Here is a 12,512-nt window from a genome sequence, read left to right on the forward strand (position 1 = left end):
ATTGAGTATGAATCCATATCAAAGCGACGGATTCACGCCAGCCGAGTGCGTTCTTGATGGGCCTTGCGACTTGCCTCCTTGTGCGCCCTTTGAACCATAGTAGCCGTGCACGTTCGAGCGCCCCGAAAGGCTCGGTCACGCAAAAAGGGCCCCGCCCTCAGGCGAGGCCCTCTTCGAACGAAGGGCGAAAACCGCTTCGTTGAAATCGGCTGTCCGAAACGGATTATTCCATTTCGTCGGCGCGCTCGTTGATCGCGTCAGCGGCGTCATCGCCAATGTCATCGACCTGCTCGGCCTGGGCGTTGAGCGCATCCTCGCGAGCATCGGTCGCAGCTTCATCGGCTGCTTCTTCGAGAGCTTCGGCGCGCTCGTTGCCTACGTCCTCGATCGCATCGGCTTGCTCTTCAAGAGCGTCTCCGCGCTCTTCAACGGCACTATCGGGGCCGCAAGCTGCAAGCAGTGCGAGGGCGGGCAGGGAAATCATTGCAGTAAACTTCATCAATATCCTCCTGATGTCGTATTTCGCGAGACCAAAGCTGGTCGCGATTCTCATTCTCAGGGAAATCAGCGAAGCTCGGCCCGAATTGTTCCGAAATTCTCAGGAAGCATCTGTTTCCCCGGCACTGCCGGCATGAGCCGCAATCGCATCGGCAATAGGATCGACCAGCTCCATCGGCAAGTCATGACCCCAGCCCTTGAAGGTCGTGATCCTGGCGCCCGGTATCGCTTCGGCGGTGGCGCGTCCGCCTTCCACCTTGACCAGCGGGTCGTCTTCGCCGTGCAGGACCAGAGTCGGCGCCTTCACATTGCGCAGGCGCGCCGTGCGGTCGCCATCGTCGATGATCGCCGCCATCTGACGCACCAGCCCTTCGGGATAGACCGAGCGGCGGACGGTTTCGCGTACCCGTTCGCGCTGGCGCTCGGGATCGGCCCTGTAACCGGGGCTGCCGATCGCCTGCTGGACCATGATGCCGTGTTCGACCAGCACGTCCTCTTCCATCGAGGCCGGGCGCGTCGTCAGCGCCTTCATCGCGTGCTTGTCGGCCTGCGGCAGCTTGGGGTTACCGGTGGTCGAGAAGATCGAGGTCAGCGTGCGGACCTTTTCGGGGTGGTTCACCGCGACCAGCTGCGCAATCATGCCGCCCATCGAACCGCCGACGATATGCGCACTGTCGATATCGAGCGCATCGAGCACGCCCGCCCCGTCTGCCGCCATATCCGAAAGCGTGTAGGGAACGCGCGGCGGGAAGCCGAGACGCTTGCGGATCACGTGCCAGGCGACATGGGGCACCCGCTCGCCATCGAATTTCTGGCTGAGGCCGATGTCGCGATTGTCGTAGCGGATGACGCGAAAACCGCGCCCGGCCAGTGCCTCGACCAGTTCCATCGGCCAGAGCGTCATCTGCGCGCCGAGCCCCATGATGAGAAGCATCGGGGGATCATCCCGATGCCCGTGTTCGTCATATTCGAATGTGAGTCCGTTCGCCTGGATCTGGGGCATGCTTGCCGCGCCCTTTCGTTTCTCGTGTTGCCTCCCGGGTCAGGTCGATCGACCGGACCCCGCCTATCGCTATAGGGCAAGAGAGCAATCCGGGAAACGGGGGACACGGCAAGTCACGCCCCCAGAAAGGACGCCGCGCTAGCCGCCCAGCGTCACGACGCTCTCTTCCGCTCCGCTGCTGGCCATGCGGGCGCTTTCCATCTGCTCGAGCTTCCTGGCGAGCGCTTCATGTTCGGGCGCGTCGGGCGCGAAGATGATGTTCGCCTGGAAGGTCTGGTCCCTGAGGTTCTGGACCGGCGCATCGTCGAGCCTTGCGATCCAGCGCACGGCGCGGGTCGCGACCCGGTCGGTCGGCGCATGGCCCGAGCTGCGATAGAGCGAAACGTTTTCGGCCTTGCCATCGGCACCCACGGTGAAGCGGACCTGGACGATGCCGCTTTTCGGCCGCGTGTTGGAGAAACGCTCGGACTGGATCAGCCCGCGATTGAGCGAACGCGTCACGTCCTGCGACCATTCTTCCATCGCGGCCTGCGACTGGACGACGATGCCCTCGTCGCCGGCGATGGCAGGAGTGGTTGCGGTGAAGGCGCCCAGCGCAAGGGCCGAAGCGAATGCAGTCTTGGTAAGAGTATTCATGTGATCATCCTCCATTGGGGGGGGGGGTGGGATGACCGGCCAGTGCGACCAGCGTTGCCGAGCACCAGTCCCAAATACTCGTGCGGCGGCTGTCGTGGTCGATCGAGAGGCGGACCCTGGAACAATGGGGTCGCATTGGGGGATGGGCCCGCCTCCTGATGCTGTTTTCGCGGAAGGTGCCCGCGATCTCAACGAAACCTCTGCGAACGGCGCTTCCACTCGGCATGCGGCATGGGGAGCCGACGAACGGGTGACTGGCTCCGATAAGTGGGAGCGGCGCGCGGTCCGGCTAGGGCACCAGTACCGTGTCTTCGGCCACCGGCAACGTCTCGGGATAGTCGAGCGTGTAATGCAGCCCGCGGCTTTCCTTCCTGCGCAGTGCCGATTTCACGATCAGCTCTGCCGCCTGCAGCAGGTTCCTGAGCTCGATGAGATCGGTCGTGACGACGAAGCTGCCGTAATAATCCTCGACCTCTTCCTGCAGCAGCCGGATCCGGTTGGCGGCGCGCTCCAGCCGCTTCGTGGTGCGCACGATGCCGACATAGTTCCACATGAAGCGGCGGATCTCGGTCCAGTTCTGCTTGATGACGACCTGCTCGTCCGAATCCGAAACGCGGCTTTCGTCCCATTCCTTGATCGGTGGCGGTTCGTCGAGCTGGTCCCAGCAGGCCAGCACATCCTTCGCCGCTGCTTCACCGAACACGAAACATTCGAGCAGCGAGTTGGACGCGAGGCGGTTGGCGCCGTGCAGCCCGCTCTCGGTGCATTCGCCCGCGGCCCACAATCCGGGCAGGTCGGTGCGCGCGTCGAGCCCGATCATGACCCCGCCGCAGGTATAGTGCTGCGCCGGGACCACCGGGATCGGTCCCTTGGTCATATCGATGCCGAGCCCCATCAGCTTTTCATGGATCGTGGGGAAGTGCTCCTTCACGAACTCGGGAGGCTGGTGGCTGATATCGAGATGGACGTAATCGAGCCCGTAGCGCTTGATCTGGTCGTCATTGGCGCGCGCAACGATATCGCGCGGGGCCAGCTCCATCCGCTCCGGATCGTATTTCTCCATGTAGCGCTCACCCGTCTGCGGGTTGAACAGCCGCCCGCCCTCGCCGCGCACCGCCTCTGTAATGAGGAAGTTCTTGACGTCGAGATTGTAGAGGCAGGTCGGGTGGAACTGCATCATTTCCATGTTGGAGACACGGCAGCCCGCGCGCCAGGCCATGGCGATCCCGTCCCCCGTCGCGCCGCGCGGTGCAGTAGAAAAGAGATAGCAGCGCCCGGCACCGCCCGCCGCGAGCACGGTGGCGCGAGCGACATGCCGTTCGACGCGCCCGGTCGCTTCGTCGAGCGCATAGGCGCCCCACACGCGGCCCTCGCCCGAATATTGTTCGCCATGACGGCCGGTGATGAAGTCTATGCAGGTGCGGCCCGGCAACATGGTAATGTTGGGGTTGGCGTCTGCCGCCTTGAGCAATGCCTCCTGCACTGCCCAGCCGGTCGCATCGTTGACATGCACGATCCGCCGGTGGCTGTGGCCGCCTTCTCGCGTGAGGTGAAGGTCGCCGCCCTCGCGGTTGAACGGCACCCCCAACTCGCACAGCCTGTCGATCGAAGCCGGCGCATTCTCGATCACGAATTCGACCGTCTTGCGATCGTTGAGACCGGCGCCAGCGATCATCGTATCGCGGATGTGGTTTTCGAAAGTGTCGCCTGTATCAAGCACGGCGGCAATCCCGCCCTGCGCCCAGGCGGTCGAGCCGCCGGTGAGCGATCCCTTGGCCAGGACCAGCACCTTCTTGCTTTGGGCCAGCGCGAGCGCAGCGGTCAGGCCCGCAGCGCCAGAGCCGATCACCAGCACGTCATATGTTTCGCCGCTCATGCTCGCCTCATGGCGTGTGCCAGCCTATCGGGCAAGCGAATTGGGGCCTTTGGTCGGCCGCCCGATCCCGGCCCCTCCTGCCCCGCAATCCGGCCCAAACCGCTGCAATGACCGGGTTTTAATGTGACAGTCCTTGTGCGTCGGTCCAGCCTCGCAGTCCTCAAAGGGGGCACATCACATGATCGGCTTGCTCCGATGCACGTTCAACAGTCACAGCCCGGAGCATTACCGGGTGAGCTGGAATGGCGAGCATTATTGCGGGACGTGCAACCGCTGCGGTCGTCCGATCCGCCGCGAGGCACGGGGCCAGTGGCGCCTCCAGGAGAACCCGTCTCGGGTCGCACAATGCGAGCGGGATGCGAGGTTGTAGATCCGCCCCTCTTCCCGAGGGCGGTATCCTGAAGGCTTGCGCCCGAACACACGCAGGCCTGCCGCGCATCCCGTGAGCTGACCGCTCACTTTCCCGACATGGTTAACGCTATGTGGCAAGCAGGGAACGCCTCAACGAAATGACCGTGGGTACGGGCCCCGGGCGCGCTACACGCGAAGCCACAGGGGATTCGGGTCAAAAAAATCGGGGGCGCAAGGGTACGCATTTCATGAAATTCCGTGTTCTCGCCTGCGCGTTCGGGCGACACTCGGTCGACAAGACCAATCTTCGCAAGACGGGCGGCATGCACGTCGGGCGCTGCCGCTGCTGCCATACGCCTATGGAAGAAGTCGAACCCCATCGCTGGGGTGTGCTTCGCGTGCGGGGTGCCGGGCTGGAGCGACGCGGGGTCATCTAGGCCGCGCTGCTACGACAAAAGCAATCAGAGGCGCGCTGTCACGAGCCGGTAGCCGGCATCGTATTGCGTGAGGGATAGCACCTCGCCATAGCGCGCCTCCCACTCTCCGCCTGTCAGATCGGCTTCAAGCCGCGCAAGGCCATCCTCGAGACCGTCGAGTTTCCAGAAGGACGAGCTACCCTTGCGGATGCGCGGGTCGAGATAGGCCTGCGGGCGGCGCCAATAGGCATAGAGAAACCCGTCGCTGCAATCATGCGGGACGGGAATGGGTTCGACGTCGACATCGCCGAGATGCTTTGCATAAGCCTCCATCGGCGGCATTTGCGCCTCATCGAGTTCGGCCAGCGCGGGGAGATAATCGAGCAACCACGCATTGCGGCAGGCCGGATCGAAGGTGAGGATGACTATCCGGTCGCGCGCGACGCGGCGCATCTCCGCAAGCCCTGCACCCGGATCGGGCCAGTGGTGCACCGTCAGCACCGCCATCGCCGCATCGAAACTGCCGTCGCCGAAGGGCAGAGCATCGGCCGTGCCCTGCACGGCTGGCGAGGCGTCGGGCGCGCGCTGCGCAATCATTTCGGCAGAGGGTTCGAGCGCGGTCACATTTCTGTCCGCCGGTTCGTAGGAGCCGGTGCCCGCGCCCACGTTCAGCACGCTTTTGGCATCGCCCAGCGCCGCTTCGATCCGCGCCGCAATGCGCGCGTCCGGTCGTCGCAGATTGGCGTAATCGAGGCCGATCGTGTCGTATAGCGCCGACACGGCACGCTCAGCCGGAGCCGGTCAGCTGGACGAAGACATCCTCGAGATCGGGCTCGCGCGTCGTAACGTCCTCGATCTTGTAGCCGTGCTGCTGGACGATCGAAAGCACCTGCCCCGCGCTCGCCTTGTCGCGGTCATAGGTGATCTCGAGCACGCGCGGCTCGGTCACTTCGGACTTGGTGAAGGTCTCTTCCATGACCGGCCCGGCGAGATCCTTGTCGACCGAAACCCGCACGATCTTCTCGCGCGCCATCCCGACCAGCTCGCGCGTCGGCTTGTCGGCAATGCACTCGCCGTGGTTGATGATGGCGATACGGTCGCACAATTCCTCGGCTTCCTCGAGGTAATGCGTGGTGAGGACGATCGTGACACCCTCCTTGTTGAGATCGGTGACCAGTTCCCACAGCTGCCGGCGCAATTCGACATCGACGCCCGCGGTGGGCTCATCGAGCACCAGGATTGGCGGCGAGTGGACCATCGCCTTGGCCACCAGCAGCCGGCGCTTCATCCCGCCCGACAGCGTGCGGGCATAGGCATCGCGCTTGTCCGCAAGATGGACCGCGGCGAGCAATTCCTCGCTGCGCCGCAAATGCTTGGCGATGCCGTAGAAACCGCCCTGGTTCTCGAGAACTTCGAACGGCGTGAAGAACGGATCGAAGACGATTTCCTGCGGCACGATGCCGATCGCTCTACTGGCATTGCGGCGCTGGCGATCGATGTCGAAGCCCCAGATTTCCGCGCTGCCGCTGGTCTTGGTGACCAGCCCTGCGAGAATATTGATCAGCGTCGACTTGCCCGCGCCATTCGGGCCGAGCAGGCCGAAGATCTGGCCCTGCGGTACGTCGAAACTCACACCGTTCAAGGCGAGCTTGCCCTCGCTCTCCCCCTTGGGTGGCGCATAGCGCTTTACCAGGTCACGGATGGAGATGGCGGGCTGGTTCGTCATGGGCCAAGCCTCTAGAGCGCATCACCCCCGCAGGTAAAGCGCTCACTTGCTCAGTTCGCGCTCTCAGCGCCATCAGGAAGCGTTGCGAATCCCGCGAAGCGCGGCTATCGGCACTTCCCATGAACATCCCGCCGCCCGAAACGATCCTGGTCGATACGCGCCGCGTCAGCTGTGACGGCGCCAGCAACATTCGCGGGGGCGAGAGCTTCCGCCCATCGGCGCTCGGCCATCCGCGCATCTATCTCGAAATCGACGAGCACGGCTATGTCGATTGCGGCTATTGCGACCGGCGCTTCGTATTGAAGGGCGGACCGGCCGACGGGGTCGACCAGTCAACCCTGCAGGACATTTCCGAAGGCGCGGACCCGGGACATCGTTGATTTCTGCGTAAGCGCTGAAGCGTGCTCATTGCCGGTTCAGGTGTGTCTGTTAGTCTCCGCCAACGCAAAGGAGACCTCGTCATGCGCATGATCGCAAAATTCGCCGGACTCGCAGCAACCGCTTTCGCCCTGACCGCCATGCCCGCAGCCCACGCCGGCACCAAGGAGGAGGGCGAGGAAAAGCTCGCCAAGCTGCTCGAAGGCCGTGAGGCTGGCGAGCCCCGGACCTGTATCCCGCAACGCGGCAGCGACCGCATGCGCGTGATCGACAAGACCGCCATCGTTTATGGCCGCGGCGACACGATTTACGTCCAGCGCACGAGCGACCCCGAACAGATCGACGATAGCGACGTGCTGGTCGTGCGCCGCTTCGGCGGATCGCAGCTGTGCCGGCTCGACAACGTAACGACCGTCGATCGCTACAGCGGCTTTTTCAGCGGCTTCCACATTTTCGAGGAATTCGTTCCCTATACCCGCGTCGACCAGGACGGTTGATCGGGCGCGTGATCAGGCGGGCCGGAGCGCGCGCAAAGTGACCTCCGATCCGTCTGAATGGGTCGGTGATCTGCTGCATTTCTGGTTCGAGACGCTCGGACCCGGCGATTGGTTCGGAGGCAGTCCGGAAGTGGATGCAGCGCTCGAGGAGCGTTTCGAGCCGGTCCTTCTCGAACAGGCGGACAAGCCATTCGAAACTTTCCTCTCAAGCCAGGATACGTCGCAAGCAGCGATCCTGCTGTTCGACCAGGTGCCGCGCAACATCTATCGCGATACGTCGCGCGCGTTCGCTTACGACCCGCTAGCGCTGGCTCTAGCCAGACACTGCATAGCCGAAGGTTGGGACGAAGGGCTGCCCGATGCGCAGCGCCAGTTCGTTGCCATGCCGCTGATGCACAGCGAAGATATCGCCGATCAGGAAGCGAGCCTCACCTATTTCGCGCAGCACCTGCCTGGCAATCTGTCCTTCGCCAAGAGCCACCACGCAATGATCGCGCGCTTCGGCCGCTTTCCGCATCGCAATGAGGTGCTGGGCCGCGAAACGACCCCGCAAGAGCAGGCTGCGATCGACGAAGGGTTCAGCTGGTAGGATCGCGGCGCGCCTGCACCGCGACCCCGACTATCCGACTGGGAATCAGCCTGCCTGCATCGCGTTCATGCGGGCAAGGATGTCCTCGGCCTGCTTCATGATGCCGTCGATCAGCTCCTTGCAGGTCGGGATATCATGGATGAGGCCGGCAACCATGCCGCAGGACCACGCGCCTGCATCCATATCGCCTTCCATCATGATCTTGGGATAGACGCCCGCGACCTCTTCGATGATGTCCTCGAACTTGAGGTCATCGCCGAGGCGCTTTTCCTTTTCGAGCAGGCGTTCGACCGCGTCATTGGTCATCACGCGCTCGGTATTGCGAAGCGGCCGCATGACGAGGCGGGTGTCGAGCTCGCTTGCGGCAACGATCGCCTTCTTCACGTTCTCATGGACCGGCGCTTCCTTGGTTGCGATGAAGCGCGTGCCCATGTTCATGCCGTCTGCACCCATGGCGAGGCTCGCCACGAGCGAGCGTCCGTCGGCCATGCCGCCGCTCGAGACGAAGGGGATTTCCAGCTCGTCCGCCGCGCGCGGCAGCAGGATGAAGTTCGGCACATCGTCTTCGCCCGGGTGGCCGCCGCATTCGAAGCCATCGACCGAGACCGCGTCGCAGCCGATCGATTGCGCTTTCAGTGCATGGCGCACGCTGGTGCATTTGTGAATCACCTTGACGCCCGCGTCCTTGAAATACGGCAGCACTTGCTGCGGATTGTTGCCCGCCGTCTCTACCGCCTTCACCCCGCCGTCGATGATCGCCTTGACCAGCCCCGGATAATCCGGCGCGTTGACGGTCGGCAGGAAGGTCAGGTTCACGCCGAACGGCTTGTCGGTCATGTCGCGGCACTTGGCGATTTCATCGGCCAGCTTTTCGGGCGTGCCCAGCGTCAGCCCGGTGATGATGCCCAATCCGCCGGCATTGGAAACCGCTGCGGCCATTTCGGCAAAACCGACATAGTGCATGCCGCCCTGGATGATGGGGTGCTCGATGCCGAACATTTCGGTGATGGCGGTTTTCATGGCTTCTCTCCCTGTGTGTCTCGCCCTTTGCGATGTTCGGCGTACCATTGGCAGAGGTCCGAAACCGGGCAACTGATGCATTTGGGGGCGCGCGCCGTGCACACCCGTTTCCCGAACTGGATGAGCCAGAAATGGCCGTCTCGCAAGGCCCATTGCGGCGCCCGCTCCTCCAGCTGCGATGCCGTAGCGTCAGCGGTCTTGGCCTCGGTCAGGCCGATCCGGTTGCACACGCGGTGGACATGCGTATCGACCGCAATCACGTCCCGATCGAAGGTGAAACTGAGCACGATATCGGCGCATTTGCGCCCGATTCCGGGCAGCGAGAGCAAGCCTTCGCGCGTCTCTGGCACCACGCCGCCATGCTCCCCGATCAACGCTTCGCAGAACTTGCGGATATTGCGCGTCTTGTTGTTGTAGAGCCCGCAGGGCTTGATCGCCTGCGCGATGGTTTCGTCATCGAGCGCGAGCATCTCGTCGGGCGTGGTGGCGAGCGCAAACAGCGCGCGCGTCGCGGCGGCGGTGTTGCGGTCCAGCGACTGCGCCGAGAGCATGCAGGAGATGCACGAGCGGAACGCATCGGGCTGCCCCTTCGGCCCCTTGGCGGTCCTGGTTCGCCCCGGCATCGCTTCGGACAAGCGGCGGAACACGTCCTCGACCTGGTCTTGAGAAAGCCTAGCCAAAGAGCGTGCCCGCCACCTTCCACAGCGCCACGAGGCCAAGCCCCGTTGCGATCAGCGTGACCGCGCCCATCGCCAAACTGCCGAAGGGCCCGTTGGCATGCTCCCCGAGCAGTTCGCGATCCCGGATCGCCACGAACAGGAACAGCGCGATGACCGGCAGCAGCATGCCGTTGAGGGCCTGGGCGAGAACGATAGCGGGGACCGGCCTGATGTCCGCGAGCCCGAAGCCGATCCCGATGGCGAGCACCGCGATCCACACGCTGCGGAACCGCCAGCCATTCGCATCCCAGCCCTCACCGCCGTCGAACAGTCCGCGCGCGGTGAGCGCAGCAGCGAGCGGCGCTGTCACTGCCGACGAGAGGCCCGCTGCCAGCAGGCCGAGCGCGAAGAGCACCGTCGCCCAGCTGCCCAGCCTTTCGGAAAGCAGCGCAGCCATTGCCTCGAAGGTAAACTCGCCCGACAGCGCCGCGCCGACGACCACGATCCCCATGGTGATGAGCCCGCCGATACCGATCGCCAGCGCCAGGCCCAGCCGCGTGTCGCCCAGCGTTTCTCCGCGCGCGAGACTCGACCCGAGAAAGAGGTTGTAGGGCACCACGGTCGTACCGATCAGGGCAACGGTCATCAGCGCCCCTCCTTCCGGAACGCCCGGGATTACCAGACCGCCAAGCAACGCCCCTGCCTCCGGCAAGAGCATTACCGCGGCAAACAGGAACCCCGCTCCCATCAGCGCAACGAGCACCGCCAGCGCGCTCGCAATGCGCTGGGGCGAACCGAACGCCAGCATTATCGCCGCCAGCGCGCCCACCGCCAGCGTCAGTGCTTCGCGCGGCAATTCAATCGCCATCATCGCCCCGGCAAGCCCACCGAGGATATTGCCCGCCTCATACGCCGCGCTGCCGATGAGGATCGCCCCGCCAACCAGCAGCAGCGTCAGCACGCGCATCGCGCCATTGGGATAGCGGGTGCGCAGGACCGCGCCGAGATCGTTGCCGGTCGCAATGGTCAGCCGCGCCGCCGCCTCCTGCAGTACGTAGGTCGCCAGCACGGAGAAAAGCACCGCCCACAGCAGCGCCACGCCGAAGCTCGCCCCCGCGCTGGCCGCCGTCGTCACCGTGCCCGGCCCGATGAAGGCCGCCGCGATGGCCGACCACAATATCGCCTTGCCCAGCCGTCTCATCGTTTCGCCCCCATCACGCGCGCCTTCCCGGTCGCGCAATCTGCCCGCACCGGACAGGCCGCGCAATCGGGCGCTTTCGGGCGGCAGTAGTTCTGGCCCAGCTTCTTCATCAGCAGATGATGCTCGTCATAATCCGCCGCGTCCCATTCAGGCGGCATGGCGGGCATGATCGCGGTAAAGGCACGGTCGGTATTGGCCTTCGCCGGGACCAGCCCCATGCGCTGGAGGATGCGCGTGTGATGCCCGTCGAGCACGATAGCGCGACGATCGAGGCTCGATGCGTTCATCACCCCGGCTGCGATCTTGCGCCCGATGCCCGGGAGCTGTTCGAGCCAGCGCATCGCCGCCTCGGTTTCCATCTCGGCCAGATGCGAGAGGTCGACCGCGCCGCGTTTCTCGATCAGCGCGAGGAGGCACGCCTTCAATCGCTCCGCCGCCATATTGGGGTAGGTCTGCGTCGCGAGTTCGCTCTGCAAGTCGTCCAGCGGTGCCTCGGCGACACCCTCCCACGAGCCGTAGCGTTTCAGCAGCCGGTCTGTCGCGGTGTTGGACACCTCTGACTTTGTGCGCGCGCCGATCACGCCCTGCACCAGCACCCATTCGGGCTGCCGCCATTCCGCCGCCGCGCGCTCGATCCGGCCGAAGGTTTGGACCAATGCGGCCTGCACCCGGCGCAGGATGTCGGTGCGGTCATCGGGGCCGAGATCAAGCTGCATGAAATTTGGTCGGGATCGCGGCCTGGTGCCTCATCCTTTCGGCTTGAGCAGCTTGTCCGGCCGCATCCGCCGCGCTTCGCCGAACAGCGAGTAGGTTTTGTTCACATAGTTCGAAACATCGACGATGCTGTCGAGATACTTCTGCAGGTCGTCGGTCATTTCCTGTTCGACCAGACGAACATGCGCACCGGGATTTTCGGTTTCGAAGCGAACGTAGAACCACGGTTCGCCGCGTTTCAGCTGCAGCGGCTTGGTTACATCTTGCCATTCGAAGCCCCATGACAGCGGACGCGGCCAGATATGGACCGGAAACCGGCCGCCCATCTGTAGCCCCGGGCGCGGGGTCGGAAACCAGTCGAGATAGGGCGGTGTTTGCACGATGTAGCAGGGCTCGTCCGCCACGAAGACATAGGGCGCGGTAATCTGCACGATCGGGCGTTCGGGGTGACGCCACTCGCTCGGCGGGTGCAGCATCATCATGTTGGCGCGGCCCTGTGGGCGCATGCCCGACTTCTCGCCGTCCATGTCGATCAGCTGGAGCTGCCCGTTGGGCTGTCGATTGAAGCCGAGATTGATGTCGATCGGGGAGGGAATGACAAAATGTCGCCGATCGAAGTCGATCGCCGCCGGGCATACCTGGACCGATTTGGCCGAGGCTGGCTTGGGATCGTTACGCGTGAACGGCTTGGGCGCCGCCCAGATCGCGTCGCCCCCTTGCGGAAAACGTACCGTCCAACCCACGGTGACGCTGCGCGATTTTCCGCGGGCGGAGGCTTCGCGCTGCTCGGCATCCTCGGCGAATTGGTCTTCCCAGCTCATCCTGCTCCCTCACTTGGCATGATTGTCCCGTGTCATGCACTTCGGGGAGCGGTCATGCAATCGCTCTGCGCGGCGTTCGATCCCCCGCATTCCGATTTGGCGATCAGGCGCGCTTGGAGTAGCTTTT

Annotated in this window: 15 protein-coding genes; 4 read left to right on the forward strand and 11 right to left on the reverse strand. The window is 64.1% G+C overall.

Annotated elements, in window-relative coordinates; translation table 11 throughout:
* Positions 1–223: 223 nt before the first annotated feature.
* The 4 genes from CCE89_RS14780 to nadB all read right to left on the reverse strand — a co-directional run bounded on the left by CCE89_RS14780 (position 224) and on the right by nadB (position 4,013).
* On the reverse strand, positions 224–499 hold the full coding sequence (locus CCE89_RS14780; protein WP_086438916.1) for a hypothetical protein: 276 nt from the start codon (positions 497–499) through the stop codon (positions 224–226).
* Positions 500–598: 99 nt separating this feature from the next.
* Entirely contained in the window at positions 599–1,501 is a 903-nt protein-coding gene (locus CCE89_RS14785; protein WP_086438874.1) for an alpha/beta fold hydrolase, read from the reverse strand.
* A 138-nt stretch (positions 1,502–1,639) separates the two neighbouring features.
* The gene (locus CCE89_RS14790) at positions 1,640–2,137 is read right to left on the reverse strand and encodes an energy transducer TonB (RefSeq protein WP_159456672.1); all 498 of its coding nucleotides are present in this window, start codon (positions 2,135–2,137) and stop codon (positions 1,640–1,642) included.
* Positions 2,138–2,426: 289 nt separating this feature from the next.
* Positions 2,427–4,013 carry an L-aspartate oxidase gene (nadB, locus tag CCE89_RS14795; RefSeq protein ID WP_086438876.1) on the reverse strand — a complete coding sequence of 529 codons (1,587 nt, stop codon included), beginning with the start codon at positions 4,011–4,013 and terminating at the stop codon, positions 2,427–2,429.
* 599 nt (positions 4,014–4,612) lie between these two features.
* On the opposite strand from nadB, the gene CCE89_RS14800 reads away from it, so the two are divergent.
* A complete protein-coding gene (locus tag CCE89_RS14800; protein ID WP_086438877.1) occupies positions 4,613–4,801 on the forward strand; it encodes a hypothetical protein in 189 nt (62 codons plus the stop codon).
* 24 nt (positions 4,802–4,825) lie between these two features.
* On the opposite strand, the gene CCE89_RS14805 is transcribed toward CCE89_RS14800, so the two are convergent.
* Both CCE89_RS14805 and CCE89_RS14810 read right to left on the reverse strand, forming a co-directional pair.
* Positions 4,826–5,560: a class I SAM-dependent methyltransferase gene (locus tag CCE89_RS14805; protein WP_086438878.1), complete on the reverse strand. Its 735-nt coding sequence runs from the start codon at positions 5,558–5,560 to the stop codon at positions 4,826–4,828.
* A 7-nt stretch (positions 5,561–5,567) separates the two neighbouring features.
* Positions 5,568–6,506 carry an ABC transporter ATP-binding protein gene (locus CCE89_RS14810; protein WP_086438879.1) on the reverse strand — a complete coding sequence of 313 codons (939 nt, stop codon included), beginning with the start codon at positions 6,504–6,506 and terminating at the stop codon, positions 5,568–5,570.
* Positions 6,507–6,625: 119 nt separating this feature from the next.
* Here CCE89_RS14810 and CCE89_RS14815 point away from each other — a divergent pair, with 119 nt between their 5' ends.
* The 3 genes from CCE89_RS14815 to CCE89_RS14825 all read left to right on the forward strand — a co-directional run bounded on the left by CCE89_RS14815 (position 6,626) and on the right by CCE89_RS14825 (position 7,970).
* Entirely contained in the window at positions 6,626–6,886 is a 261-nt protein-coding gene (locus tag CCE89_RS14815) for a zinc-finger domain-containing protein (RefSeq protein ID WP_086438880.1), read from the forward strand.
* Positions 6,887–6,967: 81 nt separating this feature from the next.
* The gene (locus tag CCE89_RS14820; protein ID WP_200810364.1) at positions 6,968–7,381 is read left to right on the forward strand and encodes a hypothetical protein; all 414 of its coding nucleotides are present in this window, start codon (positions 6,968–6,970) and stop codon (positions 7,379–7,381) included.
* A 37-nt stretch (positions 7,382–7,418) separates the two neighbouring features.
* On the forward strand, positions 7,419–7,970 hold the full coding sequence (locus tag CCE89_RS14825) for a DUF924 family protein (protein ID WP_086438881.1): 552 nt from the start codon (positions 7,419–7,421) through the stop codon (positions 7,968–7,970).
* Positions 7,971–8,015: 45 nt separating this feature from the next.
* On the opposite strand, the gene CCE89_RS14830 is transcribed toward CCE89_RS14825, so the two are convergent.
* Genes CCE89_RS14830 through CCE89_RS14850 form a run of 5 tightly spaced genes read right to left on the reverse strand, consistent with a single transcriptional unit; the run spans position 8,016 to position 12,385 of the window.
* A complete protein-coding gene (locus tag CCE89_RS14830) occupies positions 8,016–8,990 on the reverse strand; it encodes an NAD(P)H-dependent flavin oxidoreductase (RefSeq protein WP_086438882.1) in 975 nt (324 codons plus the stop codon).
* A complete protein-coding gene (locus CCE89_RS14835) occupies positions 8,987–9,670 on the reverse strand; it encodes an endonuclease III domain-containing protein (protein ID WP_234990121.1) in 684 nt (227 codons plus the stop codon). The genes CCE89_RS14830 and CCE89_RS14835 overlap by 4 nt, the downstream gene beginning before the upstream one ends.
* Positions 9,663–10,850: an NRAMP family divalent metal transporter gene (locus CCE89_RS14840; RefSeq protein WP_143256061.1), complete on the reverse strand. Its 1,188-nt coding sequence runs from the start codon at positions 10,848–10,850 to the stop codon at positions 9,663–9,665. The genes CCE89_RS14835 and CCE89_RS14840 overlap by 8 nt, the downstream gene beginning before the upstream one ends.
* Positions 10,847–11,566: an endonuclease III domain-containing protein gene (locus tag CCE89_RS14845; RefSeq protein ID WP_086438884.1), complete on the reverse strand. Its 720-nt coding sequence runs from the start codon at positions 11,564–11,566 to the stop codon at positions 10,847–10,849. The genes CCE89_RS14840 and CCE89_RS14845 overlap by 4 nt, the downstream gene beginning before the upstream one ends.
* Positions 11,567–11,596: 30 nt before the next feature.
* Positions 11,597–12,385 (reverse strand): hypothetical protein, encoded by a 789-nt coding sequence (locus CCE89_RS14850; protein WP_086438885.1) that lies wholly within the window; start codon positions 12,383–12,385, stop codon positions 11,597–11,599.
* Positions 12,386–12,512 lie beyond the last annotated feature (127 nt).

The organism is Altererythrobacter xiamenensis, from assembly GCF_900177715.1.
In the GTDB taxonomy this organism is placed as follows: Bacteria; Pseudomonadota; Alphaproteobacteria; order Sphingomonadales; family Sphingomonadaceae; genus Erythrobacter; species Erythrobacter xiamenensis.